The following is a 17665-nucleotide window of genomic DNA, read 5'->3' as shown; positions in this document are numbered from 1 at the left end:
GTGAGATGCGCTGGCGCTAGGAGGAAGATGCAGCCTTGTACACCGGCCCTTCATTTGGATTTTTGGCCAGGTGCATGCCCAGGACTGTTACAAACATGTCGCTCAGGATTTCGATCGATAGGGGCTCGGCACCAATGGCCGCACCCGGGCGATAATGCCGAACCCCTTTCTTGTCCAGCCAGTCGAAAACCACAAAGTGCAAGCCAGGGACCAGATTGAGCGCCGGCAGGGACTCCCATGTGCGGGTGCTCCGGGCGTAATGGAGCTGGGCAGCAACCAGCATCTGGTGGAGACCGATCTTGCGGGCAGGGTCCTTCTCCGCGTCGAACTGAGCAATAGCAGCCCCGTAGATGTCGCAAGGCGAAAAGCCCTTAGTGTTGGGGATATCAAACGGAAGCTTGCCTCGATAGGCACTCAAAAATAACTGCGAGAAGAGGCGAGGTCCGCTGTTGGGGCTTACGGAATAAAGCCAGACTGGAACGGCAGTTTCAGCCTCATTCGGTGGAGGTAGGTGCGCCTGCCAGCCTGCGGCATTGGCCAGTTGTTCAAAGCGCTTGAGGGTCTGGCGTTTGATGTCGTCCATTTGTAACCTCAGTAGTTGGGGCGTGTGCCCGAAGTGGTGAGGCAATTGGACTATACCGGTCTGCGTGCCAGAACCGGTGTCATCTCAGATTTTGAGCCTGGCGCAGTTATGCCGGCCAGAAACTCAAAGCCCCAGACACACGTTAGAGTCGTCCGCCCAGTCATATATGCGCGCAAGCAGCTGATTGAGGTCGTCGATATGGGTGTCGGCGTCGTCACCCGGGAATCGGTGTGGCGTCATGGCCTCCAGGCTCTCGACGATGTCGCACAGCTCAGCGTCGAAAACGTGGAGACCTTCAACTAACCAGTCATCCGGGGCGTTCGCGCGGATGGTGGCGGCCATGCGATGCGCCTTGCTGGCGCACGCGCCGGCAGAATGGTCAGGCTTCCGCTCGCGAGTGATAACCCGGAGCGGAATGGACCATCTTGCCGTTGGCCGGTGGCTTACGCGGGGGGACACCACGACCTGGTTGATACTTGGTCGCGGGCGGTTGTGCCTTACGGCATTGCGTTGCGTCGCCTGTGTCATGTCGTAGCCCTTGTTCAAGTCCGATCTACACCAACCAATTGCCGGCGTGTTTGGTGTCCACAAATCCGAAGTGATGCTTCAAACGATGACGCACGTGGAAGAGCGTTATGTTTAGCGCGACCACCTCCTCATTCTCCTGGCTGTTTGGGACGCCAACCCGGGATTGAAACTCGGGGTTGCTTTCCATCTCGGCGGCCTGGCGGTCGAGATCTCGCAATCGTTGCTTCAGTACGTCCTGGGATTGTTCCTTCAGGACACCGTCGTGCGCCTTGATGAGGTTGCTCTGGGCGATCGCGGCGCAACTGCGCACGAAGTGGTGTGGGTGCTTCAGCATCGCCTGGCGCAGATCTTCCGAGCAGGCGCTCCAGTGGTCGTCGGCCAGGCGGCACAGACCGCCTCGATCCAGATCTGCAGCGTCCGAAAGGGAGATGGAACGCCGCGCGCTCAGTTCCTGAATGATCTCCTCGCGGGTTTCATACAGGACGGTGATACGCGGCAATGAGTAAGGTTGTCGGGTTGCTGTTTGCATGGTTGAACTCCTTGGTGGGTGAGGAGATCTTCGTCCAGCGGGACCCGTGCCTCTACCCCATCCCAGGGATTTAAAATTCAATGGTTTTGGGCGCATTCGTTGCACTCAGCACGCAAGTGCTTTGCATGAACTGTCTGGCAAGGGTTTGGGTGTCTGCGGTTATCCCAGGAAGCCCCGCCGGCGGGGGCTTCACTGGCTGATGGATCAGACCGTTTCGTTGGCTACACAGGCCGCTTGGCTGAGGTGGTTAATCTCTTCGCCTTGGGAATCGGTACCTTGCAAACCCAAAGCCTGGTAAACGATGGAGCCGTCGATGGTTTCATCTGTCAGCAGCTGCTTGATTACCACTTCCATGGCCTCGCCGTACTCACTGAACAGCGCATGGCATTTGGCATCCTGCTCCTGGAGGACTTTGTTCACCAGGTTTAGCGTGCCTTTGGCGTCGACCTCAATGCCAGCTTCACGCAACACGCCAAGGCTGGCTAAGTCCGCGTACGGCCCCATGCCGAAACTCGATACCATCGTCAGCGCGATACGCGTCGCTTCTTCAAGGTCTTTGGCTGCGCCGGATGACGTTTCCTTTTTGTAAACGAGCTCGGCTGCGCGGCCGGCGAGCAACATCACGATCCGATTCTCCAGTTCGGACTTTCGATGGAGCCGCTTGTCCTCAAGTGGGATGATCAACGTCACCCCAAGGGCCTGGCCGCGTGGCAGGATGGTGACCTTGTCGATGTTGCCCACCTTGAGCAGGGCGCCAATCACAGCGTGCCCTGCTTCGTGTACCGCGATGGTGTGGCGATCTTCTGCTGAATAGGGGGTGAACCCAGTCTGCTGCTCGCCGATTCGGTGGGTCTCGATGGCATCAACCACATGCCGCTCTTCAATCGTGGAACTATCCTCGCGGGCTGCAAGGATAGCGGCATGGTTGGTAATAGCGGCGATCGCAGCAGGGGTGAGGCCCATGCAAGTTGAGGCCAGCCGGCCTACGTCCATCTGGGTGACATTTTTCAACTTGCCCAGGTAGTGGGTCAGGAGCTTCTTGCGGTCGTCCATTGATGGCAACGGCACAACAATGGTTCGATCGAATCGGCCTTCTCGACGCATTGCAGGATCGAGCGATTCGGCCAGATTGGTCGCACCGATGACGAATACACCATCGCAGTTTTTAAAGCCGTCCATTTCGATGAGAAATTGGTTGATGATCCTGTTTTGCTCGCTCTCACCAAATCGCGGCTCGGCGACGCGTTTGCCTACACCTTCGATTTCATCCACAAATAGGATGCAAGGTGCCTTCCGGCGGGCCTGCCTGAATAAGCTGCGCACCTTCATGATCCCCATGCCCATCCACATGCTGGAAAAATCCGAACCAGTGCAGTCGATGAAGTTCATTTGGCATTCTGTTGCCAAGGCCTTAGCCAGTTGTGTCTTGCCGGTACCAGGAAGCCCTGTCATGAGGACGCCGCGTGGGGCTTTGGCACCCAACGCTTCGTAGTGTTCTGGGTGTTTGTGCGCCCTGGTGATGTCCAGGAGGGCACGCTTTGCCTCCTCACAGCCGATCACGTCATCAAAGGTGACACCTGTTACCTTCTTTGGTGTTCGGGTCGGGATAAAGCCCTGGACCATTGGATAGAGGGAGACCAGGATGAAAATGATGAACAGGACGCGCATCACCATATCGACGATATAACCTGGGGAGACATCGCTCGACGATGCGGGGGAGGCCTTGGCCGTCATCTCCGAATATTGGAACTGGGGTGGTGCTTCCTTCAGAAGCCTGTCGTAGAGTTGGCGTGTAACCATTCCGTATTTGTCGGAGACCGCATATTTGCTGCCATCCTTGAGGGTGACATACAGGTTATCTTGGCCTGAGACCGCTTCCGCAATCTTCCCGACCTGCATGTCGTCAACGAAAGTCGAGAACTTCGTTTCGTGTTCCGTCCATGCCTTGTCGCTCTTCTGAATCTCCTTGCTCATGGTGGTGACGGTGCCGACATCCGCGCCAGCTTCAGCGAGGTGGTGCTTGTACACCCAGACTCCAGCAAGAAGCACGACTTGAAGGGTTACGAAGAAAATGATTTTCGTCATTCGACTTCGCAGGATAGCGGTTGCTCGAGCTTTTATTCCCACTTTGGACATGCTGTCACCCTGGTTCAATTTCCTGTGTCGCTGGCGTGCAGGACGGCTAACTTTCAGCCTTGAAAGTACCGTGTTGAGGAGGGCTCGCAAGCCAAAACGAGGGCTAGAAATTCAGGGAGAATGTTGGGGGAGCAAGGTTCGGGCAGGGTCTGTCATGACTTGGAGTTTGAGATAGAGGGCCCAGCAGAGAGCAGGAGCTGTTACTTGACAAGACGGAGTCCGTGAATCGCTCGCTCTGCACGCACGTTGGTTTGTTCTGGCGCATCGCCGCGGCGTTTTGAAATATGCACGCTCTGTAGCGCCACCACCAGATTCGAGATGTCCGTAATTTTTTTGGCCCCTGTGAAGTCGGACGCCAATCGATCAGTCAGCCCAAACAAGATTGCCTGGACCTCTGGCATTGATTCGTCAGCCCAAGAGTCTTCGACATCCAGATCCAAGTTGGGGAGTTCCAGGGCTTCGCCCAGTGAACTGACCCACTTTCCATAGCGCCGTAGGAATAACGTTACCCCTACATAGTGGTTTCCACTGATCACTTGGTGCCAGCCGCCCAACAGGGTCGTACTGATCCGTTGCAGCATCAGATCTTGAATGAGCTGTGCGCCGATCAGTTTCCCAGTCGCAAAGAATGCGTTTGAAAGCTCTTGGGAAAGCAGGGTCAGATCCACAAAGTGGCAAGCAACAAGAGCCTCGGACCAACGGGCGCGCGCTTCGGTTGATGAGTCGAGCATAGGTGTCTCCGGTATTATCAACTTCCCCAACCACGCCAGAGTCCGGCACGGAGCAGACTGAATATCCGATTGAAGTGTCCGCTTCAAGGGGCAGCTGGACTAGTTAGGATTGCCCCACGATTCACGCCCGGGCCCTAGTAGGATCAAGCGTGAGTGGTTTTTTCGAAACAACTTTTGTGGAACCACTGCCCGGCGACCAGCAGCTGCTCTTTGTAAACGTCCGTCACCTCGCCTACGCCTGGCACGTTGTCGCCCACGGCGTAATCGCGGGTAGGCAGTGGGAACCCGAACAACGCATGGCCACCGCGAAGCTCCTGGGGGCGGCTGACGGACCACTTTCGGCGCAGTTCTTGAATCGACGTTTCGTCACTGAACGAGGTCTTGGCCACATATTCGGCATTGTGAAGCCACATCGCGTGGGACATGCCGTCAAACCGGGTCCGGGTACCGTTGTGGTTGTCCTGCAGTACGCGTTCGGCTGCCTTGAGGAGGCCGGTAAGAGTTTTGTAGTTGGTTGGGCTCGACATAATGCCTCCACTGGTATCGGCGGCTCTGGTGAGCCTGAGTGGAGTAATCGTCCCCCATCCTGTTTGGTGCCAGAACCCATGCCGACGGTGGTGCGCAAAGGACGTTCTGCGCTGGCGGCGCGGCGCGATCACTTCCCCGTGCGATCGTAAAGATCGAGGAGAGTTTTGGCCGCTACTGGTAACTCATTCAGAACCACCAGCGCCTTGGCATCTGTAATCTTGATCGAATACTGGTCGGGACCCCGGCAGCTGAGGCTCTTTGCCTTCAGGAGCCATTGAGCGTTTGGGGTTCCAGAATTGATCTGGGTCAGGAATGCGATGTAGGCGCACCGCGGGTTTGAACCGACCATCTCAAGCACCACAGGTTGGGTCATCCCTTCGGTGATTTTTTTGTCGTTAATGACCTGGATGCCCTCTGCGCCGACGGCGCTGTTGGCGAACTGCAATGCGATCGCAGCAAATACAGCCACAGTGCCTGGCCTGATACCACCGGGGCCTGCCGCCGGTTCCTCTGTGCGTTTGTGGTTGTGAAGCGAGATGTGCTGCATGCGTTACTCCGCGTGGTCGGCCGGGGCCTTTTTCAGGTGCAACGTGACAGGCCCATTCCGTGTGTCACCGGTGATATGGCCATCCAGCGCGGCGATCTCCCGTTTGGTTAGGTTCTTCCACTTCGCAATGTCCCAATCCCCGAACAAGACCCCTGTCGGGTGGAGCACGCAGGTACTGCCGCGACTGTAACCACGCTCTTCCAGCCAGTCACTGCAAGCGTGCATAGCTTGGAATGGAGCGTCACCGGTGAAGGTTTTATTAAACCCGCTCATTATCGGCCCCCAGTGTTGGGTAGCCTGGTGCCGGGGGCGGTGACAGGACCCTGGGACTTAGCGGGCGCGCCGGCTGCCTCTTTCAGGAGGTAAGTTGAAATCATCTTATCCGTGTTCCTTCGCTGAGCAATCAAGTTGGTAGCCGTTTGTGACCGCCCAATTCCGGGCGTCGCGTTTGCGTTGAAAGTCGTCAGAAACTGCCTTCCATATACGGTCCTGCAGTACGCAGATGTGCCAGATGCCGGTTCCTTTGTGCTGAAATATGCCGGCGGTAGTTACAGGGGAAACAGGCTCCAGCAGGCTGTTGAGGTCCTGCATCACATTTGAAATACCTGTACTGAGGTTGGCAGGGACGCAGGGGAGCGCCAGACACCGGGATAGAAGTTCGTTCTGTTGCGTGAGTAGTTCACCCTGGGCTGAACTTCGGCCGCGTAAGAGCTGCTCGGTCTCTACGGCGCGCTTCAATTCCCGATCTCGGGAGCGCAAAAGGGACAAAGCCTCGAGCGCAAGGCCAGACCCTTTTTCGAGCTGGCTGTAAATCTCCAGCATTCGTTCCTCGGTGCCGCACTCTTGCCAGCGCAAGTCGGAGATCTGAATACTGGGTACCGCCCCTTTGCCGGCCCCTTCGAGGACGCGGACACGAACTCGGTCGGCGCCTGCGAGCTCAAGAATTTCCACCCAGCGCTCGCCCAAGTCTCGGGTAAGGGCGCCGTGGAATACGCGATCACCACGGCGCACTGGCTTTCCTGCTATTTGGAACAACTCGGTCATGACCAATTCCCCTTAGGGCAATAATCGATGCGTTGATGGTGCATCGACGCAGCTTGTGCCAGCAGCACATAGCGCATTCTCGCCAAAGCGGGGCACGAGCAGAAACCAAAAGAGAGGGTGTTTTTCCGGGTCGGATCGGGGAGGTTTGTGCTGGGGAGGAGGATTGGATACCAACGACCAGTTGGCATTCTGGACCTGCTCAGCAGGTCGACCCTATCGTCGACCTCGACAGTTGGAAGTGAGATAAAACCGCCGACTCTGGGGGTTAAAGGACGAATTGGTCGTGAGTCCGGCTCATCGAGCCGGACGATCACTGCTTTACGATTGGTCGCTCACCCAAGACTCTCCAAAATTTAATCTCGCCTTGGACGATGCCATTCGAAGTCAGAAACTCCGTTGTATTACCCGGGCCAGACTCCCAAGTGGGCTCAGTCCATTCGTCGACCATCAGATATGTCCATGGCCTCGCCAGTCGGCTTTCTTCTACCCACCCGCAGCAGCCTGGATTGTCTACCACGCGGTAGTAGAGTTGGGCGTCTGCGACCGTTACGAACCCTCCCAGAGCAATCAGTAGAGCACTGATGACCAGTGCGCCTGTTAGAAATGCGGCTTTCACCAGGACATTTCGTGGCGTTGGTGTCGGCTCTTCAACTGGGGGGAGATCGCTCCCCGGCCGAGGCCGCTTCAACTCGGACGTGTTGGCGTCTTCTGGTGGCTTAATCGGGCAGTCCATCATCCAAAGCACAAACCGCTTGATCGGGGCGAATACGGTGTGTCCGCGGGCCCAGATTCGATCGCCAATCACGTCATGCTTCAGCCGAACGAAGGCAGCACGCTCATCTCTTACGACCGAGTAAAAATCAGCGCTTTTCTGCAGCAGCTTTGCGTACCTGTCGGGTACCACTAGATCGCCGACGCTTGGTGCCGAAAAATTGCCGTTCAGAACTTCAATACCCTCGGCAGGCGCCTTGTACTTGTCACTGCCAACCAATGCGAACCCAAAGTTCAAGTAGAAGAGGTTCCGTTGAATGCGAGCCTCATCAGTCTTCACTGTCGCATGAGACAGTCCACCCGCGGCGATACTGTACGAGTGCAGCTTGGATTCGTGCAGCCAGTTGATGACCTTGGCCATCAATGCCGGTCCAATCCCTACGCCCTCTGGATTCATCTGAATCCGGCCTACAGGCCCAAACCGTACAGTCATTGTCTTGTGACAGACCGCAACTGAAATTGAATTTTCCCAGCTGTCAAAAGGCGGCAGACGGTTTCCACTCTTTTCCGCTCGTGCACGGAACAGTTCATACCGCAGGGACGTGTCGCTTCCGGTGCCCCGGACTTTGCAATGCTCTGTACCCACGATGTGCAGGCTATTTGATTTGTTTCCCCGGTTGGACTCAAACAGGTACAACTCATCCAGCACGTAGGGGCTTTCGAGGGAATTCGCCACAGTTAGAAGGTCATCAAAATCGGACATGCTTTTCCCTGGTTCAATGCGAGGAGGGCGATAGACTCTTGACGGGTATTATTCACTAAGCGCAACCAATGTGCTGCATAGCCGAGGTGCCGGCGGCATTGTTGAGCTGCTGCCAGGTGGTAACGTTTCGATCATCCCAGTCTTGGCCGAAGCAAACACTGACTCGGTTGCAGATCTGCTCGCGCAAACCATCGATCACGATTTTTCCTTTCCCCAGGAACCGACCGAAAAGCGCTCGTTGTTCTGCGGCGGTGAGTCTGCCAGACCAACACCCCCAGATGCTGCCGGTCTTATCCAGCAGGAATAGGGCCAGGTTCCCTGCATGGTCTTGGCTTTCCATTGAGTCTTCCCTCCAATTGTGGGGCGGCAGGCTGGTAGTCGCCGACATGGCCGCGGCTGTGATGGGGAAGTATTGAATGCCCAAGTTCGTGCCAGAACCGGAGCAATAGAAACCTTGCCAGATGGTCTGGTGGGAGCGGCGGGTGAGGGAAGGGCTCAGTCAGAGAGCTTGAATTTTTAGCCTGGGTTTTGAAATGCGAGTGCAGAAATGTGTTGGTAGGCTTGCCGTTTCACCATAACGGCGGCGCCTCAGATGATAGTGTTCCGATACATTCCTTCAGTTATTTTCCTGCTTTCGATGAGCCTTCTTAGTCGCTTCCAAAGCGATTGGGTCTATCACATGCTCGGTATGACGCCTGACCCTGATCGATTGGTAGCTCAAATGGTTTGCGTGGTGTTCGCTAGCCTTGTCTGGATTTTTGGGCTGGGATCGTTGAGCACACCAGTCATTAAGGCTGGCAGCAAGTTTCATCCCTTTTGGTTGGGTGTCTTATTTCTCGGGTTCTTTTTCGGTGCTTGGTTCTTTGGCGAGCTTATTCGTCAGATGAGAGTGAGCGGCTCCCTTGAGTCCACCCCGGAAGAGCTGTTTGCCAATGTCGGTTTGTGTGGTCTTGGAATAATTGCCTGTTTCATCATCTTCAACCAGGTGAAGGCGCGCATAGTGGACAAGCAAGCACGCGAAGAAACAAACTGACGCAAGGTTTGTTGCCGAATATAGGGAAGGACATGACTGCAAGCGATACCCCTGAGGCCATCACGTTCCGCGAGTGGAGGAACAGCGAATTTATGGATGCTTATCGCAAGAATTCCGACGCTGCGTTGGCAACTGGGCTTGAGTTGGCCCGGAAGCTAAGTAGGGAGGATCGCAAGCGTGAAGTGATCCTTTCGAATTTCCACGCCCAGCACCTGGTTCAACTCGGTTCGCTCCTTGGCGGCGGGAAAGGGTGGCTCTTTCTGTGCAGCCTGGCTATCTCCGCGATTATCTACACCTACACGCAAAGCATATGGGCTTCGATCCCCTTGGTTTTGATGCTGGGAGCGGCGTGCCGCGACCGTTACGTCTGTGGCGAGCGTGAGCAGGCATTCCGTATGCTCGCCGCTACGATTGACCCTTCGGACGCCTGACAGCGGCGTTCGTCGGCGTCCCCCAGATAGACCAAAGCAATTACCAATCCTTCGATATCACACCGAAGCCCGGCTGCGCAGTGAGTGGGGAAGGTGCCACTGCATGTCTTTGAGACCCTCGGCATTGTTGGGGATGTGGTAGTCGGCCCCGGGGCCTTCGAGCAGAAACTGACGGCTGATGCTCTGCTTTCCAACGATCCGCTCTTGCACGAATAGTAGCGCTGCTTCCTTGGTGCCGAAGACCGCCGGGCGGCACGTATCCCCCTCGTAGACATTGTCCAGGCAGTAACGGCCAGAGACCAGGTAGTACACCAGAAACGATGGCGTGTTCCACGCTTCGACCTGCGCTTGGTTGTACGTGAGTTCGCGCCCGTCCGGAGCGTTCCAGAGGCTTTCCGAGGGTTTGATGTTGTGGGGCTTGTCGGCAGGGTTACGCCCCAGTGCAAACCCGAGTGCGCCCACACGGATCATCGGTTCTGGAATCGGACGGAATGTGGTGTCGTGCATGTGAAAAGCCCCTACTGGAATGTATGGGGCTATCTTCGTGCTCGGCGGTGCGTGCCACCACCCTCTGACTCAAATCGAATGCTTACTCTGCGGAAGATATTGGCGCGGGTACCGCCGACGTGCGCGCCGATTCCGATATCGCGGGATCTATGGCCATTGCCACTTCAATTTTGATCAGATCGCTGAGCGCCAATTCAGAATCGGTTTCATGTTCGGCCTTCAGCGCATGGTTGATCAGCAGGGCGTGAAGCATCGTTTCTTTGAACTGCCCGCGCTGCTTAACCGTGGCCAGGTGATCCTGGAGCGTAACCATAGCGATTGGCTCCACATCCGGATCACGTTGCAGCGCATCCTCGTAGCGTGTGAAGCACCGCTCGCCGCCAGGTTGGGCTACGACCCATAGCGCCACTTTGGGGGCCTGGGTCTGTCGCCCCGGCACCGCTGGCGTTTGTCGCTGGGTTACGCTCTCTCTGGCAATTTTCCCAACCACACGGGCCAATTCATTTCCTGTTGTCGAGTTTGGACACTGGTCTGCGAGCAGTTCGCTGGCGGCCTCGGCAGCTGGCAGCAATTCATTCAGCAGCATTTCCAGCCGCGTGACTGCTGCCTGCAATTCGTCGCGCTCCATGGAAAGACTGCCGGCGACCTCGCGGTTCCAGTCCGCAACATCTCGTAGGCTTTCCAATGAGTCCCGGCGCAAGTTCATTTTCTCCAGAATCTCGCCATAAAGCTGATCGGCCAGCCGCTCGATTTCCCGCTGACCGCTGGAGATGTCCGGGGCCCCGTCGGCGGTGAGAGCATCCACCAGCGGATAGCCGGACTCCGAATCGATCTGCTGTTCCTGCAGGCGGTGGTGGGACAGCAGTTGGTGGATCGCTTCATACAGCGCGGCGTCCTGGGCCACCATTTCTTCGGCAGACCGAGCAGCCCGGCCCCAGAGTCGTGGTGTTGGGTGTCTGGCCAGGCCAGCATCCCACGAGGCTTCCATCAGGTGCTCGCAGCCCAGCTCATAGCTCAGCAATGCCTTGCCGTGCGCTTCGTACCATTGCGCGAAGGTATGCTCGTCGTGGCCCACCAGGCGCGTAATGGATGTCCAGACGTTCGGCGGGGAGATCGCCAGTAATTTGTTGAATGCCTTCCGCATGGCGTTGATCATGCCTTGTTCATCGCCAGTCTCTTTCGTCAGCCCGTCGGTATAGGCCTTGGCCGCGCCATAAAGCAGGCTGTCGGCGATAGGGCGGCGAATCTCTGCTGGCGGCGCAAAGGCCGAGATCAAAGCCCGGGCGGCGTCGTAGACATAGGGGTTCAATCCCATGCGGCCATCACCTTGGTCTTTTTCCTTGAATCCGTTCGCGAGAAAAATTGCTTTGATCGTTTCGTCGTTCATGAAGTGCCTGCTCGGTGTCCGGAAGCTGATTCGCCGCCAGTAATGGGATTCAATTTGCACGGCGGTAGTAGCGTGGGCCTGGCCCAGGCTGGGCGGCATGACACGCATGGTGAGGGTCAAGAATAACGGCGCCATGGTTCAGCGCCATCCAAGTGAGGCCCCGGAAATTCCGTGGACCAACTGCCTTATGCGTCCCCGTTAGCTGGCCAGAGCGAGGTCGGAGCGGTACCAGGTCCAGTGGTTTTTTTCCTTCACCATGCCGGCGCGCAGTTCTTCGAACTCTTTATGGAAGGATGCGCCTTCCTCCAGCGTCAGTTCTACGAACGACTCATCATGCCCATCCTGACCCCAGATGTTTTTCACCGGGTCGTATCCCGACAGATTGCTGACTTTCAGGCGTGGGATGCTGTCTGGTACCGGCACCTTCTTGTCCCCACGTTTGCGGGTTTCCAGTGTCAGGTGGAGAACGACGCGGCGTTTATTCTCGAGGTCGTCCATGTACATGGTCCCTACTTCCCGGAAGGTGATCTTGGGACCGCGCCCGGAACCGGCAACGCCATCGATATAGTAGGAGGCGCAGGCGACTTTGGCTGGGTCGACCAAACCGAAATCGGCCAGGGTGCGTGGGGCCGGTGCTGCGTTGTTGGTTAGGGATGCGTTCATGTCGGTCTCCACCGTTGAGTTGATGGAGCTATCGTCCGCTGACCCCGGGCGTGCCAGAAGCGCCAGCGAAACTTTTCGCTTAGTTTGTTGGGGTGGTCGCTTTGGTTTTCTGCTCGTGTTTTTCGAGTAGCAGAGTGACCAATTTGCCGAGGGTCATTCCGGCAGCAATCAAGGTTTCGAGCTCTGAAAGGTTGGTGCCAGCGGCGAAATTCCAAAGCGATGCAATTCGTTCCGCAACCTGGGCTTTGGTGTCATCCGTCTGGGAGTAATTGTAAGTACAGGTCGCGAGGGGGTATTTCCCGCCGTCCAATCGAATGGATCGCCCTTCGTGTCCACCTGACTGCGCGCGGTAGGAAATTAGCTTTGAAAACGTCTGATTGGGATCGTAACTCATGCTGCCGGGCTCCAGGCCAATGTAGTTGCGACCATTGGGCCCGGGTCAGAGTCGTGCCAGAACCGGGCAATCGAACTTCATTTGGCAGGAGTCGCTGATCCCCCGACAAGGTCTGGTTACTGCGCCGGAATGGAAATACACGCCGAAAATAACGATGGTCATTTTGGATGGCAGCGGATATGGCCTTTTGCTAACGTGGCACCCAATATCACCCTCAGAGACCAAAGGTACGGCTTCTTGGGCAGACAATATGGTTTACCAATTGGAGATTGCAAATGCGCAGTTTTATAAAATGGACGATGGGGTTTATAGCGTTCTGCGTTGTTTTAGTCGCCCTCTTAATCTCAGTCTCGACTGTGTACGGCGCCGTATTTAATAGCCCATATGCTACGACATTATTATTAGTAGGTTTCTTTGCATTTATTTGGCCAAGCTTCATAGCGAAGCTCGATCTTCTGTCAAAGCAAGGGACAGACGTCACGCCGGAAAGCATCTTTGATGATGAACGCTGGTATTTGGGTATTTACGCGACGCTGGCCTCGGTACTCATATTAGGTTCTTATAAATGGCCAAACACGTCATTTCTTGTTCTGGCAATAATTGTCTGGCTGGCTGCGGTGCGCGTACCCTTGTTGATTCGGTGGGCCAAGAAAAAACGGCAAGTGAAACACGTCTAATATTTCTAAGCGGTAGCAATACAGGCCCAGATAACTCTGGGCCTTCGCTTCAATATAATTCTGCCAATCGGCCTTTTTTCTCAGTTATTTCCTAAAGTCGCTTTTATTTCAGAAGCTGTCACCTGTTGCAGCCGGCGATCCCCGGTGGGTGGAAGGCGGGATATGGTAGGGATCGAATGGGATAGCAGAAGCAGACCGCTGGCGGGAGTGAGCTGCAACCCTGAAGTGCCGTTATTTCGGCCCGGTAAAGCCCGCTCGCTGTCCGCAGTGTCACGGTAGCTGGGCCGTCGCCCGGTCTTGCCGTCATGGTTACGCGGTTATATGGCGGTACCACTTTGCCGGTCCATGCCCTGGTATCCCAGACCGAGAGATAGCCAACGGCCTGGCCATCAGGAACACATAAATCGCTGTATGCCATCTGTTCGGCGGAAACGGGAGTGACCGCCGACGGCGTGAGCATGACGCAGCCGCGCGCGGGTGGCCCCGCCGCCGCAATACCAGGGCCGCAGCCAATCAAAAAACAAACGACCCCGGCCGTGAGTGGACCAGACATCTTCGTTCTACCAGTGAGGGACTGATTCAGCATAGTCCCATCTACTGGTGCACAACGTCAGGCCGCCGGGCGGGGCAGGTTTTTAGTTCGGCATCTCGGATCTGAGGCGTTCGAACAAGGTAACCAGCGATTTTTCCAATCCACCCTGCCAAACACCGCCGACTTTGCGGCTTTCCGTGCAATACACGTTGAAAGCATCGCCTTTGCGGATGCCGTGGCCGACGGTGATCCGGTGGACGACCGGGTGACCTTTGATGTCGTAGTCCCGGAAGCCGTTCTCAGAGGAAACCAGAACGCATTCGATCTTTTCCTGCGAGGCTGTGGCCATGTTTTTTCCTACTGGTGGAGTGTGAGGTAAACGGGAGCGCTGACTTCCGCGGTGTTTCGTTGGGATCTTGCGGGTGAGCAGTGCCGGCTTTTCCCGTTGGGCACCGCCTGCCTGGCTGGAAAGCGCGCTGAGGCACGCAACACAGGGTATGAACGGATGAACGTTGAAGTATTCCGGCCGGCGGCATGTGTGCCGTGTTTCGTCCAGCCGCGGTGGGCAATTGGCAAAGGCGTCGGCGGTGCGCCCGGCATCTGCGCGGCGGCGGGTTACTGGGCGCAATTTCGCTTTGGTTGCGGACTCATGGCGAGTGGCCTGTGCGAGAAGGGCCTGGGGCTTCACTTGCATTGTGGTGCTCCGTATTTGGATCTCAAGCCATCCACGCAGCCAACGAGGCTGGCGTGGCGACTAAGTAGGGGTTACGGGAGGGGACGGTTACAGCGTCGCGATGAGGGCTTCGGCGGCTTCCTCTGCGGGTTCGCCATCAAGAACCCGAGCAATGAGATGTTCAGTAAGCTCGAACGACTCCAGGGTGCGCCAGGTTTCGCCAGAGAGTTCCTCGGTAGACTCGACGAACCGTGAGCCGGAGAGAGCGAACGTCACTGTCTCGGTTTGCGAGTCGGTTTCGCCCGGGGTCCACTCGATAGGGAGCTCCTGACGTTGGGAGCCAAAGATCGCGATTGAGAAGCGGCCTTCGCACTCATCCGCCGTAGTCAGGGTGATATCGAGGCGGACGGTTGGCTCAGCTTTAGGGGGTGTTGTGCTCATGTGTGTGGCTCCTGTGATCGGTTGATGAGCCCATAGTGGTAGGCGTACCGATGTGCCAGAAGCTACCCACTCAATGATTTTTCACGCCGCCCGCATCGCCAGCTTCACTTTGGCAAGCGCGTTCTTTTCGAGCTGACGGATGCGCTCGGCGGAGACGCTGTACTTGGTGGCCAGATCTTGAAGTGTGGCGGTGTCGTCGACTAGCCAGCGCTGCTGAATGATGTCCTGGCTGCGGGAGTCAAGCACGGCAAGAGCGTTCTGTAGCTTGGCACCCATGCTATCCCCCTGGCGCGTTTCCTCGAACTGGCGAGCCGGGTCATAGCTGAAGTCCTCCAGCGAGTTTGCCGGCGACCGTATCGCTGTCTCTTCGTCGTCGGTGTCGGTTGGGTCAAATCCCAGGTCCTGGCCACTCAAACGACTTTCCATCTCACGGACTTCGCAAGGCTTAACACCCAGACTTTCCGCAACACGGCTGACCTCGTCGTTGTTCATCCAGCCCAGTCGCTTCTTCTGGCTGCGCAGGTTGAAGAACAGCTTGCGCTGCGCTTTGGTGGTCGCCACTTTCACGATGCGCCAGTTCTTCAGAATGAATTCGTGGATCTCAGCCCTGATCCAGTGCAGTGCGAAGCTTACGAGTCTCACCCCAATGTCGGGATTGAATCGTTTGACGGCCTTCATCAGACCGATATTCCCCTCTTGGATCAGGTCCGAAAGTGGGAGCCCATAACCCGAGTAGCTGCGGGCGACGTGGCCAACGAAACGCAGATGCGCCATCACCATTTGGCGAGCGGCATCAAGGTCCTGGTTATGGAACAAGCGTCGCCCCAGTTCACGCTCCTCCTCTGGTGCCAGCAACGGCAAACCGTTTACGGCACTCAGGTAGTCATGGATGTTTGAACCGGGGACCAAGATCGTCTGAAGGCTTGTTGCTGAATTGATTTGTGAAGCGTTCAACGACGCTGCTCCTTTGCATGTTGAGAGCCATCGAGCCGGGCCTGGTTGGCGCTCAGCGATTGGCAACAGTACTCGATAGTGGACCACCCATACGCGGGTGGCCCTGAAGGCTTACAGACCGACGATGGCTTCGTTTACGATCATCACCAAATTATCCCCTTGGGATTCCCGCACTTGTGCGGCCAGATCCTCGCTGTACACCACCGGATAGATCGTATGTTCGCGACCCTTATCACCTTTGAGGCGAACAACGATCTTGCTCTTGCAGCGGGACTTCCAATACTTCACCTCGTCGTAATGCCCGGCGAAGTCATCGAGTGCGAGAGTCAGGTATTCGGATGAGTCCTTAGGCTCATCAAGTACATAATCGGTACCCGGCACTTTCAGATCGAGCACATAACCTGCTGCTTTCAGGGCAGCCACTAAACGATCTTGCTCCGGTACTGGGATGTCGATGGTGACGGGCGAGCCATCACCCTCGTCGTTGACGGAACCAATTTTTGCACCAGCAAGAATGATATCGGCAGACCAACGCGGCGCCCCATCGCCCATCTCGGAACCGGCACTGACTTTGTACTTCTCGAAGCAGAACCCGATGGTGAGCGCGATTTTGAGATCCGTGATGAATTGCATGGTGTTTCCCTCTCATTCATTAAGTGATGGGGAAACTTTAAGGCCGGCAAAGGCGTGCCAGAACCGACGCAAAATCATTTTTCGGCATTTTTCGGCATTTTTCGGCATTTTCGACAGTCCGATAAATCGGCTTTTCCTCCCTTGTGTGAACCTCCAAGATCAGGGGCGGGAGCCGGCGAACCATCATGATTCTTTTGTCAGTTGCCAACCTTTTGAAGCTTGGCTTCGGAAATGATTTTGCCCGTCTCGGGGCTGTACGCCGTGCGCAACAGAGTCTTGCCGTCCTGGGTGGAAAACGTGACAAGGGTCTTCGCATCACAGCCAGCAGATTCTTGCCCGGCGACTTCTGTTAAGCCGACGTTGGCCGACGCGCCGCCGGTCATGTACAGATCAGCTTCGCACTTGAGCGCGGCATAGCGGGTGGTTGAGCGGCCTGTACGGCTCAGGTCAACGGAGATCTCAGAGCTGGCCCCTTTAGCCGTCTGAGCCGTACCCTTCCAAGTGCCGACCATATTCAGAGGAACCGGAACCTCTGCTGGCTTTAACACCCCACCTGTGGACATGACTGCGTCCTTGCCATTGGCATGGAACTCAGGCGTGCCAGGCTCAATTGCATGAACTGCCATGTCGTTGGGGTCGATGCATTTGGCCGAATGCGTTTTCCCCGGTGCAGTGTCCAGTTTTTGCGCTGGCTCAGCCAGAACACGTACAAACGTCATACTGTCGGGGCAGCTCAGCGAAGGGAAGGTAAGGCGATCTGGTTGACTCGGCGTGAGGTATCCGGCGGTACGGCAGCCTTTGTTTGGACCTTCGACCTGACTTGCCTCGCCGATCCAATAGCGGTTGGCGGTCATCGGAATATTGGCCTGTCCCGCGCCGGGGGCAGAGACAATCGTAGGGTTAGAACCGGACTGGGCGCAGCCGGCCAGCGCCAGCAATACACTGCTCAGGACAAACAGGTTTTTCATATCTGGACCTCGGGATGAAAGCGAGCGACGGGGCATTGACGATGCCCAATTCTAAAATGCGAATTTCCGTCGTCCCACTCAAAACCCCCCTTGGTTTTTCACAGTGGGCTTTGAATGCCGCACCTCGATCGCCAGCAAAATAGCGGCAGCAACCGCATTGCTGGGGTAGTGCGGCTCAATCATCAAGGGTGGTTCAGTGTCGATCCCCAGGTCAGGGCGTGACACTAGATTGCGGCCTTACGCCAACGTGCAGTGTTGCAGTAGGGGATATG

22 protein-coding genes are annotated in these 17665 nt (G+C 56.5%); 3 read left to right on the top strand and 19 right to left on the bottom strand.

The features are described 5' to 3' along the window. Positions 1–16 precede the first annotated feature (16 nt). From QF010_RS02595 to QF010_RS02550, 10 genes are all read right to left on the bottom strand, one after another. Entirely contained in the window at positions 17–583 is a 567-nt protein-coding gene (locus QF010_RS02595; RefSeq protein ID WP_429380680.1) for a hypothetical protein, read from the bottom strand. Positions 584–706: 123 nt separating this feature from the next. Beyond that, positions 707–925, bottom strand: coding sequence for a hypothetical protein (locus tag QF010_RS02590; protein WP_429380682.1), 219 nt, complete (start codon positions 923–925; stop codon positions 707–709). 211 nt (positions 926–1136) lie between these two features. Continuing rightward, positions 1137–1640 (bottom strand): hypothetical protein, encoded by a 504-nt coding sequence (locus QF010_RS02585; RefSeq protein WP_429380684.1) that lies wholly within the window; start codon positions 1638–1640, stop codon positions 1137–1139. 204 nt (positions 1641–1844) lie between these two features. Beyond that, positions 1845–3725: an AAA family ATPase gene (locus tag QF010_RS02580; protein ID WP_429380686.1), complete on the bottom strand. Its 1881-nt coding sequence runs from the start codon at positions 3723–3725 to the stop codon at positions 1845–1847. A gap of 251 nt (positions 3726–3976) precedes the next feature. After that, positions 3977–4507, bottom strand: coding sequence for a hypothetical protein (locus tag QF010_RS02575; RefSeq protein ID WP_429380688.1), 531 nt, complete (start codon positions 4505–4507; stop codon positions 3977–3979). Between the two features lie 143 nt (positions 4508–4650). Then, complete coding sequence (locus tag QF010_RS02570; RefSeq protein WP_429380690.1) at positions 4651–5034, bottom strand: hypothetical protein; 384 nt, start codon at positions 5032–5034, stop codon at positions 4651–4653. Between the two features lie 128 nt (positions 5035–5162). Then, positions 5163–5582: a hypothetical protein gene (locus QF010_RS02565; RefSeq protein WP_429380692.1), complete on the bottom strand. Its 420-nt coding sequence runs from the start codon at positions 5580–5582 to the stop codon at positions 5163–5165. 378 nt (positions 5583–5960) lie between these two features. After that, complete coding sequence (locus QF010_RS02560) at positions 5961–6626, bottom strand: hypothetical protein (protein ID WP_429380694.1); 666 nt, start codon at positions 6624–6626, stop codon at positions 5961–5963. 310 nt (positions 6627–6936) lie between these two features. Beyond that, a complete protein-coding gene (locus tag QF010_RS02555; protein ID WP_429380696.1) occupies positions 6937–8100 on the bottom strand; it encodes a hypothetical protein in 1164 nt (387 codons plus the stop codon). A gap of 55 nt (positions 8101–8155) precedes the next feature. Beyond that, complete coding sequence (locus QF010_RS02550; RefSeq protein WP_429380698.1) at positions 8156–8440, bottom strand: hypothetical protein; 285 nt, start codon at positions 8438–8440, stop codon at positions 8156–8158. A gap of 252 nt (positions 8441–8692) precedes the next feature. Here QF010_RS02550 and QF010_RS02545 point away from each other — a divergent pair, with 252 nt between their 5' ends. Together QF010_RS02545 and QF010_RS02540 are read left to right on the top strand one after the other, a co-directional pair. Then, positions 8693–9133, top strand: a complete 441-nt coding sequence (locus QF010_RS02545; protein WP_429380700.1) for a hypothetical protein — start codon at positions 8693–8695, stop codon at positions 9131–9133. 32 nt (positions 9134–9165) lie between these two features. Next, complete coding sequence (locus tag QF010_RS02540; protein ID WP_429380702.1) at positions 9166–9564, top strand: hypothetical protein; 399 nt, start codon at positions 9166–9168, stop codon at positions 9562–9564. A gap of 57 nt (positions 9565–9621) precedes the next feature. Here the strand turns inward: QF010_RS02540 and QF010_RS02535 are convergent, their stop codons facing one another. The 4 genes from QF010_RS02535 to QF010_RS02520 form a co-directional block, all read right to left on the bottom strand. Continuing rightward, positions 9622–10071: a hypothetical protein gene (locus QF010_RS02535; protein WP_429380704.1), complete on the bottom strand. Its 450-nt coding sequence runs from the start codon at positions 10069–10071 to the stop codon at positions 9622–9624. Between the two features lie 82 nt (positions 10072–10153). Next, positions 10154–11593 carry a hypothetical protein gene (locus tag QF010_RS02530; RefSeq protein ID WP_429532475.1) on the bottom strand — a complete coding sequence of 480 codons (1440 nt, stop codon included), beginning with the start codon at positions 11591–11593 and terminating at the stop codon, positions 10154–10156. A 63-nt stretch (positions 11594–11656) separates the two neighbouring features. Further along, positions 11657–12121, bottom strand: coding sequence for a hypothetical protein (locus QF010_RS02525; RefSeq protein WP_429380708.1), 465 nt, complete (start codon positions 12119–12121; stop codon positions 11657–11659). Between the two features lie 79 nt (positions 12122–12200). Then, positions 12201–12515 carry a hypothetical protein gene (locus QF010_RS02520; RefSeq protein ID WP_429380710.1) on the bottom strand — a complete coding sequence of 105 codons (315 nt, stop codon included), beginning with the start codon at positions 12513–12515 and terminating at the stop codon, positions 12201–12203. A 275-nt stretch (positions 12516–12790) separates the two neighbouring features. Between QF010_RS02520 and QF010_RS02515 the strand changes: the two genes are divergently transcribed. Further along, positions 12791–13192, top strand: a complete 402-nt coding sequence (locus QF010_RS02515) for a hypothetical protein (RefSeq protein ID WP_429380711.1) — start codon at positions 12791–12793, stop codon at positions 13190–13192. 635 nt (positions 13193–13827) lie between these two features. On the opposite strand, the gene QF010_RS02510 is transcribed toward QF010_RS02515, so the two are convergent. From QF010_RS02510 to QF010_RS02490, 5 genes are all read right to left on the bottom strand, one after another. Beyond that, positions 13828–14418, bottom strand: coding sequence for a hypothetical protein (locus tag QF010_RS02510; RefSeq protein ID WP_429380713.1), 591 nt, complete (start codon positions 14416–14418; stop codon positions 13828–13830). Between the two features lie 87 nt (positions 14419–14505). Next, on the bottom strand, positions 14506–14838 hold the full coding sequence (locus QF010_RS02505) for a hypothetical protein (protein WP_429380715.1): 333 nt from the start codon (positions 14836–14838) through the stop codon (positions 14506–14508). Between the two features lie 81 nt (positions 14839–14919). Further along, complete coding sequence (rpoH, locus tag QF010_RS02500) at positions 14920–15777, bottom strand: RNA polymerase sigma factor RpoH (RefSeq protein WP_429381271.1); 858 nt, start codon at positions 15775–15777, stop codon at positions 14920–14922. Positions 15778–15903: 126 nt separating this feature from the next. After that, positions 15904–16425, bottom strand: coding sequence for a hypothetical protein (locus tag QF010_RS02495; RefSeq protein ID WP_429380717.1), 522 nt, complete (start codon positions 16423–16425; stop codon positions 15904–15906). 197 nt (positions 16426–16622) lie between these two features. Continuing rightward, entirely contained in the window at positions 16623–17393 is a 771-nt protein-coding gene (locus QF010_RS02490; protein WP_429380719.1) for a hypothetical protein, read from the bottom strand. Positions 17394–17665: the final 272 nt, after the last annotated feature.

The organism is Pseudomonas silensiensis (assembly GCF_050434865.1).
GTDB lineage: Bacteria > Pseudomonadota > Gammaproteobacteria > Pseudomonadales > Pseudomonadaceae > Aquipseudomonas > Aquipseudomonas fluorescens_W.
This window is presented reverse-complemented; position numbering and strand designations above follow the sequence as displayed.